Genomic DNA, 20,178 nt, shown 5'->3' with positions numbered 1-20,178 from the left:
AGAAGCGCTCCAGTCGCGAAGTGCTCACTGCTCGACTCCGTACACGCTCAGCAGGCTCCTCATCCGCTCTTCCGCCAGCTTCGGGTCCGGGAACAGGCCCAGCCCGTCGGCGAGTTCGTACGCCTTCGCGAGGTGCGGCAGCGAGCGGGACGACTGCTGGCCGCCGACCATCGTGAAGTGGGACTGGTGCCCGGCCAGCCAGGCCAGGAACACCACGCCCGTCTTGTAGAAACGGGTGGGCGTCTGGAAGAGGTGCCGGGACAGCTCGACCGTCGGGTCCAGCAGCTCCCGGAAGCCCTTCACGTCGCCGGTGTCGAGCACTCGCACCGCCTGCGCGGCCAGCGGGCCCAGCGGGTCGAAGATGCCCAGCAGGGCGTGGCTGAAGCCCTGTTCGTCGCCCGCGATCAGCTTGGGGTAGTTGAAGTCGTCGCCCGTGTAGCAGCGGACGCCCCGCGGCAGCCGGCGGCGGATGTCGATCTCGCGCTGTGCGTCCAGCAGGGAGACCTTGATGCCGTCGACCTTGTCCGGGTGCGCGGCGATGACGTCCAGGAACGTGCGCGTGGCGGCGTCGAGGTCCGTGGCGCCCCAGTAGCCCTCCAGCGCGGGGTCGAACATCGGGCCCAGCCAGTGCAGGACGACCGGCTCGGAGGCCTGGCGGAGCAGGTGGCCGTAGACCTCCAGATAGTCCTCCGGCCCCTTGGCGACCGCTGCCAGGGCCCGTGAGGCCATCAGGATCGCCCGCGCGCCCGACTCCTCGACCACGGCGAGCTGCTCCTCGTACGCGGCGCGGATCTCCGCCAGGTTGTACGGGTAGCCGACCTCGGTGGCGGAGAGCTGGTCCGTGCCCACGCCGCAGGCGATCAGGCCGCCGACCGACTTGGCCTCCGCCGCGGACCGGCGGATCAGCTCCGCCGCGCCCGCCCAGTCCAGGCCCATCCCGCGCTGGGCGGTGTCCATCGCCTCGGCGACGCCCAGCCCGTGCGACCACAGGTGGCGGCGGAAGGCGAGGGTGGCGTCCCAGTCGACGGCGGCGGGCGAGTCGGGGGAGACGTCCGCGTACGGGTCGGCCACGACGTGCGCCGCCGAGAAGACCGTGCGGGAGGTGAAGGGCGTGCCGGGCGCCACCACGAGCGGTGCGGTGCGGGGCTCGTAGGCCCGCAGCGTTCCGTCGCTGCCCGGGAGTCGGATGGTCACAGCGAGATCTCCGGTACGTCGAGTCGGCGGCCCTCGGCCGAGGACTGCAGGCCCAGCTCGGCGAGCTGGACGCCGCGGGCACCGGCCAGCAGGTCCCAGTGGTAGGGGGCGTCGGCGTAGACGTGCTTGAGGAAGAGCTCCCACTGGGCCTTGAAGCCGTTGTCGAACTCGGCGTTGTCCGGGACCTCCTGCCACTGGTCGCGGAAGACCTCCGTGGCGGGGATGTCCGGGTTCCAGACCGGCTTGGGGGTGGCCGAGCGGTGCTGGACGCGGCAGTTGCGCAGGCCCGCGACCGCGGAGCCCTCCGTGCCGTCGACCTGGAACTCCACCAGCTCGTCGCGGTTGACGCGGACGGCCCAGGAGGAGTTGATCTGGGCGATGGCGCCCCCGTCGAGCTCGAAGATGCCGTACGCGGCGTCGTCGGCCGTGGCGTCGTAGGGCTTGCCGTTCTCGTCCCAGCGCTGCGGGATGTGGGTGGTGGCGATGGCCTGGACCGACTTCACGCGGCCGAACAGCTCGTGCAGCACGTACTCCCAGTGCGGGAACATGTCGACGACGATGCCGCCGCCGTCCTCGGCGCGGTAGTTCCAGGACGGACGCTGGGCGTCCTGCCAGTCGCCCTCGAAGACCCAGTAGCCGAACTCGCCGCGCACGGACAGGATCCGGCCGAAGAAGCCGCCGTCGATGAGGCGCTTCAGCTTCAGCAGGCCGGGGAGGAACAGCTTGTCCTGGACGACGCCGTGCTTGATGCCGGCCTCGTCCGCCAGCCGGGCGAGGTCCAGGGCGCCGGCGAGGCCCGTGGCGGTCGGCTTCTCGGTGTAGATGTGCTTGCCGGCGGCGATGGCCTTCTTCAGGGCCTCCTCACGGGCGGAGGTGACCTGGGCGTCGAAGTAGATGTCCACCGTCTCGTCGGCGAGGACCGCGTCCAGGTCGGTCGAGACGTGCTCCAGCCCGTGCTGCTCGGCCAGCGCCTTCAGCGCGTGCTCACGGCGGCCGACCAGGATCGGCTCGGGCCACAGCACGGTGCCGTCGCCGAGGTCGAGGCCGCCCTGCTCACGGAGGGCGAGGATGGAGCGGACCAGGTGCTGGCGGTAGCCCATGCGCCCGGTCACGCCGTTCATGGCGATACGCACCGTCTTGCGTGTCACGTCGTTCCCTTCGTACGCGGTCGTCGCGCCGCGTACGCCCACTGGTGAGCGTTGCAGCAAGCGCTTTCTATACAGAGAGAAGCTAGCCTCTGAACCATGGTCCGGACAAGACCGTGACCAGGACGAGTTGTTCGAGGGGGCGAACAACAGGGGGTCGGGGGCTTAAGGTCTGCTCGGAACCATGGCCATGACTCGAACGGGTCAGGGCCATGGGTCTGTCGGTACCAGGGCCATGGGTCCGTAGGGAAGAGGGCCTCGGGTCCATCGGATCCACCGGGTCCGTCGGATCCACAGGGTTCACGGGTCTGTCGGGTCCGTCGGATCCGTCGGATCCACAGGAACCGAGGCCGCAGGTCTGGATGTGTACGAGGGCGGACGACGAGATGCGCGACCGGAGGACGACGAGATGACGGTGACCCTGGCGGACGTGGCGGCCCGCGCGCAGGTCTCGCCCGCGACGGTGTCGCGCGTGCTGAACGGGAACTACCCCGTGGCCGCGTCCACCCGGGAGCGGGTGCTGAAGGCCGTGGACGAGCTGGACTACGTGCTCAACGGGCCCGCGAGCGCCCTGGCCGCCGCCACCTCCGACCTGGTCGGGATCCTGGTGAACGACATCGCCGACCCGTTCTTCGGGATCATGGCGAGCGCGATCCAGTCCGAGATCGGCGGGCCGGGCGGCCGCGCGGGCGGCGAGCGGCTCGCGGTGGTCTGCAACACGGGCGGTTCCCCCGAGCGCGAGCTGACGTACCTCACGCTGTTGCAGCGGCAGCGGGCGGCGGCGGTGGTGCTGACCGGCGGGGCGATCGAGGACGCGGCGCACAGGGCGGCCATGGACGCGAAGGTGCGCAAGCTGGCGGACGCCGGGACGCGGGTGGTGCTGTGCGGGCGGCCGCCGGCACCGGAGACCGGGGCGATCGCGCTGACCTTCGACAACCGCGGCGGCGGGCAGGAGCTGACCGAGCACCTGATCGGGCTCGGGCATCGGCGGCTCGGCTACATCGCGGGACCGGAGGAGCGGACGACCACGCGGCACCGGCTGGAGGGCCACCGGGCCGCGCTGGCCGCGCACGGCATCGAGGAGGACCCTCGGTGGACGGTGCACGGGCGCTACGACCGGCGGTCCGGCTACGAGGCGACGCTGGAGCTGCTGCGGCGCGACCCGTCGCTCACGGCGGTCGTCGCGGCGAACGACTCCGTCGCGCTGGGGGCGTGCGCGGCGCTGCGGGACTCGGGGCTGCGGATCCCCGAGGACGTGTCGGTGGCCGGGTTCGACGACCTGCCGTTCAGCATCGACGCGGTGCCTTCGCTCACCACGGTGCGGTTGCCGCTGGCGGAGGCCGGGGCCCGGGCCGGGCGGATCGCCATGGGGCGGGAGGAGGCCCCTCCGGGGGGTATCGCCTCGGTGCGCGGGGAGTTGATGGTGCGAGGGTCTTCCGGGGGGCCGCGGGTCTCCTAAGTCCTGGGGGTGCCGTACTGGCCTCGCTGGGGGCTGCCGCCCCCAGGCCCCCGCTTCGGCCTGAACGGCCTCGTCCTCAAGCGCCGGACGGGCTGGGTGTCGCTGACCGGCGTGGTTGCCGGGAGGGCTCGTCAGCGGACCACGTCGAAGACGTTCTTCTGCAGGCCGTTGGCGTAGGCCTCGTGCTCGACGAGCTTCAGTTTCTGGGTGTCCTTGTCCGTGGCGCTGAAGAGCCGCTTGCCCGCTCCGAGCAGGAGCGGGAAGACGAGCAGGTGGTAGCGGTCGATCAGGCCGGCGTCCGAGAGGGCCTGGTTCAGGGAGGCGCTGCCGTGGACGATGATCGGGCCGCCCTCCGTCTCCTTCAGTGCGGCGACGTCGTCGAGTGAGCGCAGGATCGTCGTCTCGCCCCAGTTCGGCACCAGGTCGTCCTCGGTGAGGGTGGTGGAGACGACGTACTTCGGCATCACCTTGTAGTCGGCGAAGTCCTCCATGCCGGGCCACACCGGACTGAACGCCTCATAGCTGGTCCGGCCCAGCAGCATCGCTGTGGCCTCCTTCTGCTCCCGGCCCTTGATCTCGAACGCCTCGGGGAGGAACTCGATGCCCTTGAAGGTCCACCCGGAGTTCCGGTAACCGGGCTCGCCGCCCGGGGCCTCCACGACGCCGTCGAGCGAGATGAAAGCGGTGCTGATCAGGGTGCGCATCTGGGGTCCCTCGGTTCTCGTGTCCGGTTCTCTGCGGGTGTTGCATCCTTCCGACTGCGGATCACGCGGAAACTCATCGGCCGTCGCGCAAGTGTCTGGTCCCGGATGTCCCGGACGGCTAGGCTCGACCCACAAAATCTCTGACTGAGTCAAACATCGGGGGTCGAGGTCATGACCGTCCAGGACATCCGCTCCTTCAACCGCTTCTACACGAACGTCATCGGCGCGCTCGACTACGGCCGCCACATGTACGCCCCCTACACCCTCACCGAGTCCCGCGTGCTCTACGAGCTCGCCCACGCCCCGCGCACCGACGCCGCCGACCTGCGGGCCCAGCTGCACCTGGACGCCGGATACCTGAGCCGCATCCTGAACAAGTTCGAGGAGGACGGGCTGATCGAGCGCGGCCCGTCCGAGAAGGATCCGCGGCGCCGCCGGATCACGCTCACCGCGCCCGGCCGGGAAGCCGCCGCGCTGCTCGACGAACGGGCCCGGGAGACGGTCGGGGCGATGCTGGACACCGTGCGGTCCGAGGACCGGCCCCGGCTGGGGGAGGCGCTGCTGACCGTCCGGACGCTGCTCGGGGACGGCCGCGCGCCACGCCCCGAGGACGTGATCCTGCGCGAGCCCGCCCCCGGCGACCTCGGCTGGATCGTGGAGCGCAACGCCGCGCTGTACGCCGCCGAGTACGGCTTCGACCTCAGCTACGAGGGCCTGGTCGCCCGGATCGTCGCCGACTACGCCGAGGACCACGACCCGCAGCTGGACCGGACGTGGATCGCCGAGCTCGACGGCCGCCGGGTGGGGTGCGTCATGTGCGTCCGGGACGACGCGCCCGGCGCCGCCCGGCTGCGGCTGCTGCTCGTCGAGCCCGACGCGCGCGGCCTGGGCATCGGCGACCGCCTGGTGGGGGCACTCGTCGACTTCGCGCGCGAGGTCGGCTACCGCGAGGTGGTCCTGTGGACCAACGACATCCTCGGCGCCGCCCGCCGCATCTACCAGCGCCACGGCTTCGAGCTGGTCGCGGAGAAACCGCACCGTTCCTTCGGCCAGGATCTGAACGGCCAGGACTGGCGACTGGATCTTCACGCAACACCGGAGCGATGAAGGGGAGTCGTCGGCGGGGGTGCCGGGTAGGGTCCCTCCACATGAAGCTGGCGTTCTCCACCCTCGGTGTCCCCGGCCTGCCCCTGCCCGACGTCCTGCGGCTCGCGACCACGCACGGCTACCACGGCGTGGAACTGCGTACCCACCCGGAGGAACCGGTCCACCCCGGCCTGGGGCCCGCCGAACGGGCCGACGTCGCGGCCGAGTTCAAGGGCTCGGGCGTAGAGATCCTGGGCCTCGCGGGATACGCGCGGGTCGCCGCCCCGGGCGACGACGAACCCGTCCTGGCCGAGATCCGTGCCCTCCTCGACCTGGCCCGTGACCTCGGTGCCCCGTACATCCGCGTCTTCCCCGGCGGCGACCTCGACCTCCAGACCCCCGAGGAGGCCGACGCGACGGCCGCCCGGCGGCTCGGCACGGCCGCCGAGTACGCGGGCGAGCTGGGCGTCCGCATCCTCCTGGAGACCCACGACTCGCACCGCACCGCCGCCGATGCGATGCGTGTCCTCGGGCTCGTCGGCCACCGCCAGGTCGGCGCGCTGTGGGACGTGATGCACACCTGGCTGGGCGGCGAACAGCCCTCGGAGTCCTACGCGGCGCTCTCCCCGCACCTCGGCTACGTCCAGGTCAAGGACATCGCCTCCGCCGAGGACACCACCCCGCTGCCGCTCGGCGCGGGCGTCCTGCCCCTGGCCGAGTGCGTGGAGGTCCTCTCCCGGCACAACTGGGACGGCTGGCTGTGCTGGGAGTACGAGAAGCGGTGGTACGAGTCGGCGGCGGAACTGCCCGGGCTGCTCGGGCCGGGGCGGGATCACCTGAGCCGGCTGCTGAACGAATCGGCGTGACGGGGCGCGGGGCGGCGGCCCGGCGCGTGCCGGCGCCCCGGTGCGGTCAGATGACGCGGAAGAGGTCCGCGGCGGTGTGCACGTCGGTGAAGTCCTCGACGGAGCGCAGGTTGTCGCACAGGGCCTCCAGGACCGAGCCGGCCGCGCCGACGCGCGGCGCGCCGACGACCACGCCGAAGACCCGGAAGCCCAGTCGGCGCTTGGTGTCGTTCCAGCGCCGCATCCAGGCCTCGGTGACACCGCAGTCGTCGTCGGTGATCATCACGATGTCGCCGCGCCCGCGGGCCGTGTCGTCGAACTCCGCCGCCAGCAGCTCGCCGGCCGCCGACAGCGGCGCCTGGTAGCTGGTGCCGCCGCCGAGGAAGGTCTCCGCGAAGTCGAGGACCCGGTCGATGCCGGCGGGCTCGCCGGCCGGGAAGCGGAAGACCCGCAGCCGGTCGGCGGCGGAGAACAGGATGCCCACGAAGTCCCGGCCGGCGTGCCGGGCCTGGTCCAGCAGTGCCAGCGCACACGCCTTGGCCCACGCCTCCCGGGTGATCCCGCCGGGCCCCGCCTCGTACATGGAGTGCGAGGTGTCCACGCAGGCGATGATCGCGCCCCGGCCGGTGGCCTGCTCGCCCCGGCTGTCGTAGAGCATCAGCTCCCCGGCGGCGTAGCGCACCGCGAACACCGCACGCAGCTCGGGCAGGCCGAGATGGGCCAGCTCGGAGGGGATGACGCGGGAGAGGTCGTCGCCGAGCGTGACGCCGACCAGTTCCCCGGTGGCGTTCGCCACCTTGCGGGCGCGCTCGCCGTCGGCCATCTGCCGGAAGCGGCCGATCAGTTCGGCCCACCGGGCGAGGCGGCCGGTGCGCAGCCGTTCGGCGAGCAGGGCGCGCCGGCCGAACGGCATCCGTTCCAGCTCGCCGGCGCCGACGCCCCACGCCCGCATCAGCGCGGCCTCCTCCCGCACGGCCCCGGCGGCTTTCGCCGCCGCGTTCCGCGCGCCGGTCCGCAGCCCGGGAGCCGCCGCCGCGAGGGTCTGCGCGGCGCCCTCGGCGGCCCGTTCCGCATCGGCTTCGGCGGCTTCGGCGGCCTCGACCGCCTGCCGTACGGCGTCGGCGGCCGGAGCGGACACGGTGCCGTCCTCACCGGCCTCGTCGGCGGCCGACCGGAGTGCCTCGCTCACCGCTTTCGCCGCGCCCTCGGCGGCCTGCCGGGCCCGGTCCGCCTGATCGGCCTGCCGCTGTTGCGGCCGGGAGCGCTCCAGCAGTCCGCGCAGCGTGCCGGCCTGGGCGAGCACGGCCATGGCGGCGGCGTACGGGTCGCCGGCCGTCTCCCGGCGCAGCTCGGCGAACTCCGCCGACTCCAGCAGCGAGGTGACGATCTGGTGGTTGACGAGCCGGGAGGGGACCATCTCCGCGCGCTCGCGCACCCGTGGGCCGGCCTTGTAGGCGGCCAGGAACACATCGGCCAGGAGGTCGGGGGCGGCGGTGTGGCCGTGGCGCTCGTCCAGTTCCTCGGCCAGTTCGCGCAGTCCGGCCGACTGCCCGTAGGTGTCGCGCCAGGTGAACCGGTCGAACCGGTCCGCGACCACGGCCGCGGTGTGCCGCCCGGGGCCGGAGCCGGACAGCCCGAGCCATGTCCCGGCCAGGCCGGCCAGCTCGTCGATCCTGCTCGGCGTCCCGTCCATGGATGTGCCCCCGAGTTCTAGAGCTGGGCCTGCACCATGCTCGCGTCCATGCCGAGGGCCTCGGTGAGGACGCGGGCGCGGACGGCGCGCCGACGCCCGGCGACCCGGTCGATGGCGGCGGTGGAACGACCGGCGCTCACCGCCTCCTGGCGGAGCTTCTCCAGCCGCTTCCCCGCCGTGGCGAGCTGGTTGTGGGCCTTCTTGATGACCCAGTCGCTCAGCGCCTCGCGCGACTGCCCGGCCATGGCGTCGAGCTGGGCCTCCAGCTCGTCGATGGTGTCGGCCAGGTCGAGCGCCTCCTTGGCGTCGGGGTTGACCAGGTGCAGAACCTCGCGCTCGACGGTGGGGCGTTCGGCGGGGGAGTTCCACAGCACGTGCGTCAGCACCGAAAGGTCCGTCTCGTCGACCTCCGGGCGGCCGTCGAGGTACGCGGACGCCTGGAGCAGGCCCACCGCCTGCCGCCAGCGGCGGTCGGAGGCGACGAGTTCCTTGCGGCGCAGGGCCGCGCGCAGCGTGCACACCGCGTCGACGACCGCGTCGGGGACGTCCACGGCCGGGACGGCCTCGGTCACGGCGTGCCGCAACGCGGCCAGCTCGACCGTGGTCCGGGACGGTGCCTCCGGGCGTCTGACGGCGGACCGCACGAGCGCGGCGAAGTTCGAGGGATCCTCCAGGTACCCGACCTCGATCCGCACCAGCAGCCGGTCGTAGACGGCGGCCGCGTCCTCCTCACTCGGCAGCTCGTTGCTGGCTGTGATGGCCCCGATGAGCGGGCAGCGGATCGGCTCGCCGCCGTTCTCGGGGTGGTAGATCCGCTCGTTGAGATAGCCCAGCGTCTCGTTCAGGGCGGCCGTGGAGCACTTGAAGATCTCGTCGATGAACGCGATGTGCGCGGTGGTGGCACGGCCGTCGTAGACCTGGCGGTACTCGCCGCGGGCCAGGGCGGCGACATCGATGGGACCGAACATCCGCGTCGGCGCGGTGAACTTCGACAGCAGGATCTCCCAGTAGGCCGCACCTTCGATCCGGCCCGTCAGCTCCCGCGCCATCTCGGACTTCGCCGTCCCGGGCGGACCGAGCACCAGCGAGTGCTGCCCGGCCAGCAGCGTCACCACCAGCGTCCGCACGACGTCGGCCCGCTCGTAGAACCGCTCCGACAGCTCGCCGCTGATCGCCCGCAGCCTCCCCGCGGTGTCCTGCGCGTCCACGTCCGACTCCTCGCTCGCCCGTTCCACGGCGGACCGACGAGACGGCCCGTTCCTCCATGAACCTACGACGAAGTGGCGTGTGATTGACGGGGATCGCGGTGACCCGGGCCGCTCGAAAGCCGATTGCCGCCCCGTCCCCTCATGGGTAGCGTCTCCCGGCGTGCCCCCGACTCTGCGCACCCGGCGCCTGCTCCTGGACGCCTACACCCCGGCCGACGAGGAGGGGTTCGTCGCGCTCTTCCAGGAGCCGAGGGTGTCCCGGTGGATGGGTTCCGGCACGGCTTCCGAGGCGGAGGACCGGGCCCTGTTCGGGCGGATCTTCAGCAAGGTGTATGCGCGGGACCTGTTCGACGTGTGGGCGGTCCGGCGCGACGGCCTCCTGGTCGGGCACGCGGAGGTCAAGCGGGGCGACGAGGTGGACGGCCACGAGATCGTCTATGCGCTGGCGCCTGAAGTCTGGGGCGGCGGACTCGGAACGGAGCTGGTGGAGGCGCTCGTGGACCACGGGTTCGACACGCTCGCACTGACCGAGGTGCACGCCACCGTGGACGCGCGGAACACCGCGTCTCTGCGCCTGTTGGGCAGGGTCGGGTTCGAGCACGTCCGGGACCTGGTGGAGGACGACGGCAGCCTCACGCGCGTGCTGACCTGCCGCAACTCGGTTCCCAGCCGGGCGAAACGCAGCTGAGGCGGTCAGCACACCCGGACCTGGTGTCCTGACCGCCCAGTGACGCGAACCGCCCGCGCCCGGCGTCTGTTGCGTTGCCTCTGCCGACCGCGGATCCGGTCCGCTACTCCGCCTGTGCGCTCTCGGAGCGCGCTGGGCTCGCCGGCTTCTCTGAGGTCTCTGACTTCTCTGAGCCCTTTGCGCCGTTCCCGCACTGGGAGTCCAGCCTTGTCGTGCCGCCGGATCCGCCCAGGACGGTCCAGACGGCGCCTTCGAGCCCCCCTCCCTGCCTCTGAATGTAGATCGTGCGGCACTGAACAGCCCGACTCGTACCCTCCTCGGCCCGCTGATCGGTGTCGGCCGCGACGGGTGCTGCGGTGGTCAGGACGGCGGCGAGGACGATGAGGGCCGATCCAGCCGAGTGCGCGAGGGATCGGTGCGAACAGTGCAAGCGTGGAGTCTTCATGATCACACTTTGGGTGGAAAAGCGCCCGGCAGGAAGGCTGATGGGCCCTCGGGCGGGCAACTCAACCCGAACGTACGACATGGCGGGGAGCAGGGCCCGCGGCAGCGGCCCCCTCACGGCCGGTGGACCGAGGGCTCGGGAGGCAGCATCACGTCTCCACTCCGCTTGAGCCGCTGCCAGGGCAGCCGGTAGCCGTTGATCGCGGTCAGGCACGCCTGGACGAGGACCAGGTACATCACCTGGCGGTAGACGACCTGCTGGAGCGGGAGCGCCCACAGGGGCCGCAGGCTCTCGCCGTCGAGGTGGAAGGCGTACGCGGCGCAGCCGGCCTGCACCGCCAGCACACCGCTCCACGCCAGCACCGTGGTGAGCGGGTTCCCGAACACCAGGCCGTAGACGGCCAGTATGTCGATCAGCGGGGCGAGCAGCGGCGTGAGGATCTGGAAGACGGCCAGCAGGGGCAGGCCGAGGCGGCCGAAGCGGCCCGCCGGGCCACGTTCGAGCAGCGCGTGCCGGTGCTTCCATGCGGCCTGCATCGTGCCGTAGCTCCACCGGTAGCGCTGGCGCCACAGCTCCCGCAGCGAGGCCGGGGCCTCGGTCCAGGCGAGGGCGTCCGGCGCGTAGCTGATCTCCCATCCGGCCCGGTGCAGGGCCATGGTGATGTCGGTGTCCTCGGCGAGGGTGTCCGCACTCATCATCCCGGCGTCCCGCAGCGCCTCGACGCGGAATGCCCCCACGGCACCTGGGATGGTGGGCAGGCAGTGGAGCAGGTCGTACATGCGGCGGTCGAGGTTGAAGCCCATGACGTACTCGATGTGCTGCCACCGGCCGAGCAGCCGCCGGCGGTTGCCGACCTTGGCGTTGCCCGCGACGGCGCCCACTCGCGGGTTGGCGAACGGCTGGACGAGGCGGCCGACGGTCGAGGGGGCGAAGACGGTGTCGGCGTCCAGCATGACGACGAGGTCGTGGGAGGCGCGCCGGACGCCGGTGTTGAGGGCGGAGGGTTTGCCGCCGTTGGGCCGGCGGACGACGGTGACGTTCTCCAGGGCCAGTGACTCGGCGAGGTCGGCGGTGCCGTCCTGGGAGCCGTCGTCCACCACGATGATCTCGACGGGATGGTCGCTCGCGGCGAGGGAGCGGAGCGTCTTGGGGATGCACAGCCTCTCGTTGTAGGCGGGTACGACGACACTGACGGGCCGGATGACGGTCCGGCGGCTGCCGGTCTCGCGGCGCCGGTGGCGGCGGGCGTGCCGGCGGGCCAGCACGATCAGGACCGCACACCGTGCGAGGACGAGCGACCCCACCACCAGCAGCATCACGCTGACGACCGACACCGCCGTCCCCGACACGGCGACCGCGGTCACGAAGATGCGGCCCTGCCACAGGTGCGCCGTGCCGACGGGGCTGGTGAGACGGTCGGAACCGACGACATCGGCGACGGTGGCGAAGCGGTAGCCCTGGGCCTTCAGCCGGGGGATGAGGATCTTGAGGGCCTCGACGGTCTGCGCCCTGTCGCCGCCCGCGTCGTGCAGCAGGACGACCGCGCCGCTGCCCGGCGGGTTCGGAGTGGCCGCGTCGGCGATCGCCCGGGCGCCGGGCCGCCGCCAGTCGTTGGTGTCCTGGTCGATGAACGCCGTGACGTAGCCCTTGTCGCCGAGGCGCCGGGCCACGGACCACGACGCGTCGTCGAGGGCGGCGGTCGTCGAGGAGTAGGGCATCCGCATCAGCGACGTGTTGACGCCCGCGGCTCCCGCCAGGGCGAGCTGGGTCAGCGCCAGTTCCCGGTCGATGTCGCTCGCGGACCGGTCGGCCAGGTCCGGGTGGGAGAAGGTGTGCACGCCGATCTCGTGGCCGGAGCGGATCAGGCTGCGCAGGATGCCCGGGTGCCGGGCGGTCTGCTGCCCGGTGACGAAGAAGGTGCCGGGCGTGCCGTAGCGGTCGAGTACGGCCCGGACGCGGGGTGTCCAGGTCGGGTCGGGGCCGTCGTCGAAGGTCAGGACCACGGTCCTGTCCGGTGTGCGGAAGCTCCGCAGGTGACCGTGGGTGGTGTCGACGATCGGGCCGCCGTCGACGACCCTGCGGGGGACGCCGCCGGCCGGCCGTCCGCCGCGCCCCTCCTGGTCACCGGCGAAGCCCCGGGTGGTGAACCCCTCGACGAGGAGGACCGAGGCGACGAAGGCCAGCAGGACGAGCGGGACGAGGAGGCGGAAGCGGTGCCGCGCCGACAGGGGTGCTCGCGTCCGCCGCGGACCGGGCGACGCCGGTGGGCGGCCGGGTGACCGGGAGGAGCGCCACCGCATCAGGGTGCCTCGACCACCGAGGGGGCGGAGGACGGGGGCACGGCACTGGACGGCGCCGAGCTGCCGGCCGGCGTTGTGGGCTGGGAGGCGGGTGGTGGCGTCGTGGCAGGGGGCTCGGGCGCCGGCGGGGCGGACGGGGCGGTGGTCGGCGGGGCGGACGGGGCGGTGGTCGGCGGAGCCGGTGAGGGCGGAGGCGAGGCGGGAGCGGTGCCCGTGCCGGGGGCGGGAGCGGCGGGGCTGTCATCGGGGGGCGTGGGCCGCGCCGGCGAGGGTGGCTGCTGGGTCGTGGGTGCCTGTGGTTCCGATGTGTCAGGAGACGCCGGTGCGCCTGCCGAAGGACTGCCGGGCACCAGGAGCGAAACCAGAGGCGGGCCGGGTGAGGTGAGCTGCGGTCCGAGCAGCGCGCCGGGACCGGCTGCCGAGGGGCCGTCGGGCGAGCCGTCCGACGCCGGTGGCCCGCCGGGTGCCCCGGGCGTCCCGCCCGGGATGCGGGGGGCCGGCGCGGCAGGCCCGGCCATGTCGCCGGGCAGGATCGCCCCCGGCGCGAAGGGTGTTGCTCCCATCAGACTCAGCCCAAGGACCGCCATGTACGCGGCTGCACAGGCGGCCAGCCCGTAGCCGATGCGCCGCAGGTTCCGAGCACGCCGACCGGAGGAGTCGACGAACACGGGGAGGCTCGGATCCTTCGGCGATTCCTGGGCTTTATGTCCCCTCTTGGCCTGATAAAGCACCATGAAATTCAGCGTACGCCGCCGCGGGACTGGGCTCGGCAAGAATTTCTTACTCCACCGTGCAACCCTTTCCGTCCCCCGAGGGTCGTAGTGGGTGTCAGGACTTCTGGGAGGGGATCTGGGGGGATCGCGGAGAGCTCCTGACGGGAGGGGAAAAGCCGAGGGGGCCCGGTCGACGGACCGGGCCCCCTCGAAACCGTTCCGGGGTCAGAAGAAGACCCCGCACCTGAGCAGCACGTTCGCGTACGGCCGTGCCTCGCCCGTGCGGACCACCAGCCGGGCCCCGGCCGACAGCTCCTTGAGCCGCTCGTGCGAGACGAGCTCCACCCCGGGGAAGCGGGCCGTCAGCAGCTCCGACGCCTCCGGGTTGGCCTCCCGCACCTCCTCCGCCGCCGTCGCCCCCTCGACCACCAGCTCGGCCAGCAGCCCGTCCAGCACCTCGGCGAACGCCGGCACCCCGGCCCGGAAGGCCAGGTCCACCACCCGGGGCCCGTCGGGGATGGGCATGCCCGCGTCGCACACCAGCACCCCGTCCCCGTGGCCCAGTTCGGCCAGCGCACCGGCGAGATGGCGGTTCAGTATCCCGGTCCTCTTCATGCCCCGGCGACCTCCGCCGCCGTCGGGAAGGAGGCCTGCGCGCCTTCCTTCGTCACCGTGACCGCCCCGACCCGCGCCGCGTACGCGGCCGCCTCCGCCAGGGACTCGCCCGCCCCCAGCCGGTAGGCCAGCGCGGCGGTGAACGCGTCGCCCGCGCCGGTCGTGTCCACGGCGTCCACCTTCACCGACGGAACCCGGGAGACCCCCTCCGCGGAGGCCACCAGCGCGCCCTCCGCGCCCAGGGTCACCACCACCGACCGCGGGCCCTTCGCGAGCAGTATCCGCGCCCAGTCCTCGGGGCTGTCTCCCACGGCGGACGCGCCGAGGATCACCTTCGCCTCGTGCTCGTTGACGATCAGCGGGTCGCAGGCCGCCAGCACCTCCTGCGGCAGGGGCCGGGGCGGCGAGGGGTTCAGGACGAAGCGGCTGTCCGGCGCCAGGGTCCGTACGACCTCCACCACCGTCTCCAGCGGGATCTCCAGCTGCGCCGAGACCACCCGGGAGCTCTGGAACAGGCACGCGGCCGCGCTCACGTCCGCGGGGGTCAGCCGGCCGTTCGCGCCCGGTGAGACGACGATGCTGTTGTCCCCGGACGGGTCGACCGTGATCAGCGCGACCCCGGTCGGCGCGCCGCCCACCAGGACACCCACCGTGTCCACACCGGACTCCCGCTGCGAGTCCAGCAGCAGCCTGCCGTGGGCGTCGTCGCCGACCCGGGCCAGCAGTGCCGTACGGGACCCGAGCCGGGCGGCCGCGACCGCCTGGTTCGCGCCCTTGCCGCCCGGATGGACGGCCAGGTCGGAGCCGAGCACGGTCTCGCCGGCACCGGGCCGGCGCTCGACACCGATCACCAGGTCGGCGTTGGCCGACCCCACGACCAGGAGGTCGTAGTCGTACATGAGTTGTCTCCCCACGTGAGTGACATGGCCGGGCGGTCCCACGAGCCGTGTGCGACCGCCCGGCCGTTCCCCGATGTCAGCCGCTGAAGCCGGCCACGTTCTCCTTCGTGACCACCTTCACCGGCACCTTCACCGTCTCCTCGACCTTCTTGCCCTTGAGCGCCCGCAGGGCGTTGTCCACGGCGATCTTGCCCAGCTGGGACGGCTGCTGCGCCACCGACGCGTACAGCGTGCCGCCCTCGACCGCCTTCAGTCCGTCCGGCGTGCCGTCGAAGCCGACCACCGGGACCGACTTGCCGGCCTTGGAACCCAGGGCCTTGATCGCGCCGAGCGCCATCTCGTCGTTGGCGGCGATGACGCCCTGCACGTCCGGGTGGGCCTGGAGCAGGTTCGACATCACGTCGAGGCCCTTGGTGCGGTCGAAGTCGGCGGGCTGCTGGGCCACGACCTTGATGCCCGGGTAGGCCTTGAGGCCGTTCGCGAAGCCCTGCGCGCGCTCGCGGGCGGCGGAGGTGCCCGCCTGGCCCTGGAGGATCACGATCTTGCCCTTGCTGCCGAGCTTCTCGGCGATCGACTTGGCGGCGAGCTCACCGCCGGCGACGTTGTCGGAGGCGACCAGCGTGTCCAGCTTGGCGTTGTTGACGACGCGGTCCACGGCGACGACCGGGATGTCCGCCTTGTCGGCGGCCTTCACCGAGTTGCTCGCGGCGTCCGAGTCGACCGGGTTGACGATGATCGCGCCGAGGCCGGAGCTGGTGAAGTTCTGCAGCTGGTTGGCCTGCTGGGAGGCGTCGTTCTGGGCGTCCGTGACGGTCAGGTCCACGCCCAGCTTCTTCGCCTCGGCCTGGGCACCCGCCCGGATCTGCACGAAGAAGGGGTTGTTGAGGGTGGACAGCGACAGGCCCATCTTCGGGGTGCTCGCCGCGGAGGAGCCGTTGTGCAGGAAGGACGTGGCACCGACGATCGCGACGGTGACGACGGCCGCGAGTCCGTAGGTCGCCGCCTGCCTGCCCTTGCCCCCTTCAGAGGCACCGGCGGCACCCGGGGTCGCCCCCGCCTTGCGCCGCAGCGTGTCGAACAGCACCGCCAGCGCGATGACGACGCCGATGACGACCTGCTGCCAGAACGCCGACACGTTCAGCAGGTTCAGCCCGTTGCGCAGCACGGCCAGGATCAGCGCGCCGATCAGCGTGCCGGACGCCTTGCCGGTGCCACCGGCCAGGGACGCCCCGCCGATGACGACCGCGGCGATCGCGTCCAGCTCGTAGCCGTCGGCGGCCTGGGGCTGCGCGGAGGACAGCCGGGCGGCGAGCACCACACCCGCGACGGCGGCGAAGACGCCCGAGAAGGCGTAGATGGCGAGCTTCTGCCGCTTCACGCGCAGGCCGGACAGCCGTGCGGCCTCCTCGTTGCCGCCGATCGCGTACATCGAGCGGCCGATGTAGGTCCGGCCGAGCACGAACGCGGCGAGGAGCCCCATCACGATCATCACGAGCACCGGCACCGGCAGCCAGCCGCCGAGCGTGTCCCCGAGGTGCGAGACCGAGCCGGGCAGGGCGATCGGCGAGCCCTCGGAGATCACCAGGGACAGACCGCGCGCGACCGACAGCATGGCCAGCGTCGCGATGAACGGCGGCAGTTTGCCGTAGGAGATCAGGATGCCGTTGACCAGGCCGCACGCGACACCGGTCGCTATGGCCAGCAGGACGGCGGCGAACACCGGGACGCCCGCGGACGTGGCGCTCCACGCGAGCACGGTGGCCGACAGCGCGGCGACCGAGCCGACCGACAGGTCGATGCCCGCCGAGACGATCACGAAGGTGACGCCGAAGGCGAGGACGGCGGTGACGGCCGCCTGCACGCCGACGTTGAGGAGGTTGTCGGTCGTCAGGAAGTCGCCGGACAGCGCCGACATCGCGACGACGAGGACGATGAGCGCGGTGAGCGCTCCGTTGTCGAGCAGCAGTCGGCGCAGGCCGCCCGAGGCGCCACCCGCGCCCGTCGTGCTCTTGAGCGTGTCAGTGGCCACGGGAGGCCTCCTTGTCAGTGCTGGGGTTGCTTACGGCGAGTGCCATCACGGCGTCCTGGGTCGCCTCGTCGGCGGAGAGTTCGCCCGCGATCCGCCCCTGGGCCATCACCAGCACCCGGTCGCTCATGCCGAGCACCTCGGGCAGATCGCTGGAGATCATGAGTACGGCGGCACCAGCCGCCGTCAGTTCGTTGACGAGCTGGTAGATCTCGACCTTGGCGCCGACGTCGATACCGCGCGTCGGCTCGTCGAGGATCAGCACCTTGGTGTCGGCGAGCAGCCACTTGCCGATGACGACCTTCTGCTGGTTGCCGCCGGACAGGGTGCGCACGTGCTGGCCGAGGCCCGCCATCCGCACGCCCAGCTGCTTGGCGATCCGCTCGGCGGCCTCCCGCTGGCCCTTGAGGTCGACGAGCCCCGCGCGGGTGGCCGAGCGCAGTGTCACCAGCCCGAGGTTCTCCTCGACGGACGCGTCCAGCACCAGGCCCTGGCCCTTGCGGTCCTCGGGGATGAGCCCGATGCCCGCGGTCATCGCCGCGTTGACGTCGTGCTTGGCGATCGAGGCGCCGGAGACCTTCACGGCCCCCTCGTCGTACGGGTCCGCCCCGAACACGGCCCGTACGACCTCGGTACGGCCCGCGCCGACCAGCCCCGCGATGCCGACGACCTCACCGGCGCGCACCTCGAAGCTGACGTCGTGGAAGACACCGTCCCGGGTCAGCCCTTCGACGGTGAGCAACGCGGCGCCCTGGTCGGCCCGTTCACGCGGGTACTGCTGCTCGATCGACCGCCCCACCATGAGCCGTACGAGCTCGTCCTCGGGCGTGGCGGCGGGCACCTGCCCGACGCTCTTCCCGTCCCGGATGACCGTGACCCGGTCGCCCAGGGCGGCGATCTCCTCCAGGTGGTGGGTGATGAACACGATCCCGACGCCGTCCTCGCGCAGTGTGCGCACGATCGCGAAGAGCTTCTCGACCTCCTCGGAGGTCAGCACGGCGGTCGGCTCGTCCATGATCAGCACCCGTGCTTCGAGGCTGAGCGCCTTGGCGATCTCGACCATCTGCAGCCGCGCGATGCCGAGGTCCCGGACCCGCGCGCGGGGCGACACGTTCACGCCGACCCGCTTCAGCAGGACCTCGGCGTCGGCCTCCATCCGCTTCCGGTCGATCATCCCGAAGCGGCGCGGCTGCCGCCCGAGGAAGATGTTCTCGGCGACGGTGAGGTCCGGTACGAGATTGAACTCCTGGTAGATGGTGGCGATCCCGAGCCGTTCGGAGTCCTGCGCACCCTGGATGCGCGTCTCCTCGCCGCCCACCAGGATCTGCCCGGCATCGGGCGTGTAGGCGCCGGAGAGCATCTTGATCAGCGTGCTCTTGCCCGCGCCGTTCTCACCGAGCAGCACATGCACCTCGCCCCGGCGCAGGTCGAAGTCGACGCCGTCCAGCGCGACCACACCCGGGAAGGTCTTCCGTATGCCCTCGATGCGCAGCAACTCGTCCGCGTCGCTCACGTCGTGCTCCTTTGCACTGGGGTGGGGTTCTCGCCGCACGAGCGGCGTACGACGAGCCGGGCGGGGAGAGTGACGGACTCGCCGGGCCGCCCCTCGATCCGGTCGACCAGGGCGCGCACCGCGGCCCGCCCCAGTTCGCCCGTCGGCTGGGCGATCGCGGTGACCGGCGGATCGGTGTGCACGAACCACGGGATGTCGTCGAACGCGGCCAGCGCGATGTCGTCCGGCACACGCAGACCACGCGCGCGTACGGCGTCCAGCGCGCCGAGCGCCATCAGGTTGTCGGCGGCGAACACGGCCTCGGGCGGCTCGGCCAGGTCGAGGAACCCCTCGGTGACCCGGCGCCCGCTCTCGGCCTGGAAGTCGCCCTGCCCTATGTAGGCGTCGGGCAGTTCGAGCCCGAACGCGGCGAGCGCGTCCCGGAAGGCGTCCACGCGCTCCCGGCCGGTCGTGGTCGCCGCCGGCCCGGCGATGATGGCGACCCGCCGGTGCCCGAGCCCGCACAGGTGCGCCACGAGGTCCCGCACGGCGGCCCGCCCGTCCGACCGCACCACCGGCACGTCCACGCCCGGGATCCACCGGTCCACGAACACCATGGGCGTCCCGGCCCGCGCGGCGTCCAGCATCAGCGGCGAGCCGCCGTCCGTGGGGGAGACGAGCAGCCCGTCGATCCGCCGGTCCAGCAGGTTCCGTACGTGGTGGTCCTGGAGGTCGGGCCGCTCGTCGGCGTTGCCGATGATCACGCTGTAGCCGAGCGCGCGGGCCTCCTCCTCGACGGAGCGGGCCAGCTCCGTGAAGTACGGGTTCAGCACGTCGCTGATGACCAGGCCGAGGGTGTGGGTCTGGTCGGTGCGCAGGGAGCGGGCGACGGCGTTCGGGCGGTAGCCCAGGGCCTCGACGGCGGCCAGCACGCGTGCGCGTGCCTCGGCGCTGACCGACGGGTGGTCGTTCAGGACGCGCGAGACCGTGGCGACGGAGACGCCCGCCTCGGCAGCGACGTCCTTGATGCTCGCCATCGCCACTCCACCTCCTTGTGGAACCGGAGCCCGTCCGCGGACTCCGTGGAATCGATTACACCGACGGGGGGATGGAATCGATTACACGGCGGTAAATCAAGACCCCGGCGGCACCTCGCAACCGGATCGTGATGTCGCGGGGGGCTCCCCGGCGGTCCAGGGTGGAAGGGAAAGGTCCGTTTCGGAGGCCGGTTTTCCGGGCGAGCGGAGGAGCACATGACGGCGGCGACCCGTAACGACGTACCCATCGCACTCGGAGGCGACGGCGTAGAGGTGCGCAACATGCCGATCGGGGGCGGTATGTCAGTCAGCTACATCAGCCTGTCCCAGGGCACGGACATGGGCCCGGCCCTCAAAGGCCTGCCCGACGACGCGTGCCAGTGCCCGCACTGGGGCTATCTGCTCAAGGGCCGGATCAGGGTGCGGACGGCCTCCGGCGAGGAGGAGTACGAGGCGGGCCAGGCCTACTACTGGGCACCCGGCCATGTCCCGGTCGCCCTGGAGGACAGCGAGTTCGTGGAGTTCTCCCGGACCGAGGACTTCCGGCCGGTGCTCGACCACGTGGTGGACCAGGGCGGGTGAGCCGGCGAGAGCGGGGTCCGCGGACGACCGATGAGTTCTGCCGGCCG

Annotated in this window: 16 protein-coding genes; 5 read left to right on the top strand and 11 right to left on the bottom strand. The window is 72.2% G+C overall.

Annotated elements, in window-relative coordinates; translation table 11 throughout:
• Positions 1–24: 24 nt before the first annotated feature.
• The gene (locus ABZ016_RS03705; protein WP_356914889.1) at positions 25–1,194 is read right to left on the bottom strand and encodes a dihydrodipicolinate synthase family protein; all 1,170 of its coding nucleotides are present in this window, start codon (positions 1,192–1,194) and stop codon (positions 25–27) included.
• Positions 1,191–2,342, bottom strand: coding sequence for a Gfo/Idh/MocA family oxidoreductase (locus ABZ016_RS03700; protein ID WP_356914888.1), 1,152 nt, complete (start codon positions 2,340–2,342; stop codon positions 1,191–1,193). Before ABZ016_RS03700 ends, ABZ016_RS03705 begins: the two co-directional genes overlap by 4 nt.
• A 406-nt stretch (positions 2,343–2,748) precedes the next feature.
• On the opposite strand from ABZ016_RS03700, the gene ABZ016_RS03695 reads away from it, so the two are divergent.
• On the top strand, positions 2,749–3,798 hold the full coding sequence (locus ABZ016_RS03695) for a LacI family DNA-binding transcriptional regulator (protein WP_356914887.1): 1,050 nt from the start codon (positions 2,749–2,751) through the stop codon (positions 3,796–3,798).
• Positions 3,799–3,929: 131 nt separating this feature from the next.
• Here the strand turns inward: ABZ016_RS03695 and ABZ016_RS03690 are convergent, their stop codons facing one another.
• On the bottom strand, positions 3,930–4,502 hold the full coding sequence (locus tag ABZ016_RS03690; protein WP_356914886.1) for a dihydrofolate reductase family protein: 573 nt from the start codon (positions 4,500–4,502) through the stop codon (positions 3,930–3,932).
• A gap of 171 nt (positions 4,503–4,673) precedes the next feature.
• On the opposite strand from ABZ016_RS03690, the gene ABZ016_RS03685 reads away from it, so the two are divergent.
• Positions 4,674–5,609, top strand: a complete 936-nt coding sequence (locus ABZ016_RS03685; RefSeq protein WP_356914885.1) for a bifunctional helix-turn-helix transcriptional regulator/GNAT family N-acetyltransferase — start codon at positions 4,674–4,676, stop codon at positions 5,607–5,609.
• Positions 5,610–5,650: 41 nt separating this feature from the next.
• The gene (locus ABZ016_RS03680) at positions 5,651–6,454 is read left to right on the top strand and encodes a sugar phosphate isomerase/epimerase family protein (RefSeq protein ID WP_356914884.1); all 804 of its coding nucleotides are present in this window, start codon (positions 5,651–5,653) and stop codon (positions 6,452–6,454) included.
• A 46-nt stretch (positions 6,455–6,500) separates the two neighbouring features.
• Here ABZ016_RS03680 and ABZ016_RS03675 read toward each other — a convergent pair whose 3' ends face one another.
• Together ABZ016_RS03675 and ABZ016_RS03670 are read right to left on the bottom strand one after the other, a co-directional pair.
• The gene (locus tag ABZ016_RS03675; protein WP_356914883.1) at positions 6,501–8,126 is read right to left on the bottom strand and encodes a VWA domain-containing protein; all 1,626 of its coding nucleotides are present in this window, start codon (positions 8,124–8,126) and stop codon (positions 6,501–6,503) included.
• Positions 8,127–8,143: 17 nt separating this feature from the next.
• Positions 8,144–9,334, bottom strand: a complete 1,191-nt coding sequence (locus tag ABZ016_RS03670) for an AAA family ATPase (RefSeq protein ID WP_356914882.1) — start codon at positions 9,332–9,334, stop codon at positions 8,144–8,146.
• Positions 9,335–9,494: 160 nt separating this feature from the next.
• On the opposite strand from ABZ016_RS03670, the gene ABZ016_RS03665 reads away from it, so the two are divergent.
• Positions 9,495–10,022 carry a GNAT family N-acetyltransferase gene (locus ABZ016_RS03665; protein ID WP_356914881.1) on the top strand — a complete coding sequence of 176 codons (528 nt, stop codon included), beginning with the start codon at positions 9,495–9,497 and terminating at the stop codon, positions 10,020–10,022.
• A 558-nt stretch (positions 10,023–10,580) separates the two neighbouring features.
• Here ABZ016_RS03665 and ABZ016_RS03660 read toward each other — a convergent pair.
• The 6 genes from ABZ016_RS03660 to ABZ016_RS03635 all read right to left on the bottom strand — a co-directional run bounded on the left by ABZ016_RS03660 (position 10,581) and on the right by ABZ016_RS03635 (position 19,549).
• Entirely contained in the window at positions 10,581–12,767 is a 2,187-nt protein-coding gene (locus tag ABZ016_RS03660) for a bifunctional polysaccharide deacetylase/glycosyltransferase family 2 protein (protein ID WP_356914880.1), read from the bottom strand.
• Positions 12,768–13,705: 938 nt separating this feature from the next.
• The gene (gene rbsD, locus ABZ016_RS03655; RefSeq protein ID WP_356914879.1) at positions 13,706–14,095 is read right to left on the bottom strand and encodes a D-ribose pyranase; all 390 of its coding nucleotides are present in this window, start codon (positions 14,093–14,095) and stop codon (positions 13,706–13,708) included.
• A complete protein-coding gene (locus ABZ016_RS03650) occupies positions 14,092–14,994 on the bottom strand; it encodes a ribokinase (protein ID WP_356914878.1) in 903 nt (300 codons plus the stop codon). Before ABZ016_RS03650 ends, rbsD begins: the two co-directional genes overlap by 4 nt.
• A gap of 76 nt (positions 14,995–15,070) precedes the next feature.
• Positions 15,071–17,023 carry a substrate-binding domain-containing protein gene (locus tag ABZ016_RS03645; RefSeq protein WP_356914877.1) on the bottom strand — a complete coding sequence of 651 codons (1,953 nt, stop codon included), beginning with the start codon at positions 17,021–17,023 and terminating at the stop codon, positions 15,071–15,073.
• Complete coding sequence (locus tag ABZ016_RS03640; RefSeq protein ID WP_356914876.1) at positions 17,013–18,533, bottom strand: sugar ABC transporter ATP-binding protein; 1,521 nt, start codon at positions 18,531–18,533, stop codon at positions 17,013–17,015. The genes ABZ016_RS03645 and ABZ016_RS03640 overlap by 11 nt, the downstream gene beginning before the upstream one ends.
• Positions 18,530–19,549: a LacI family DNA-binding transcriptional regulator gene (locus ABZ016_RS03635; RefSeq protein ID WP_356914875.1), complete on the bottom strand. Its 1,020-nt coding sequence runs from the start codon at positions 19,547–19,549 to the stop codon at positions 18,530–18,532. The genes ABZ016_RS03640 and ABZ016_RS03635 overlap by 4 nt, the downstream gene beginning before the upstream one ends.
• A gap of 216 nt (positions 19,550–19,765) precedes the next feature.
• On the opposite strand from ABZ016_RS03635, the gene ABZ016_RS03630 reads away from it, so the two are divergent.
• Entirely contained in the window at positions 19,766–20,131 is a 366-nt protein-coding gene (locus ABZ016_RS03630) for a hypothetical protein (RefSeq protein ID WP_356914874.1), read from the top strand.
• The last annotated feature ends 47 nt before the right edge of the window (positions 20,132–20,178 follow it).

Source organism: Streptomyces sp. NPDC006372, from assembly GCF_040612515.1.
GTDB lineage: Bacteria > Actinomycetota > Actinomycetes > Streptomycetales > Streptomycetaceae > Streptomyces.
This window is presented reverse-complemented; position numbering and strand designations above follow the sequence as displayed.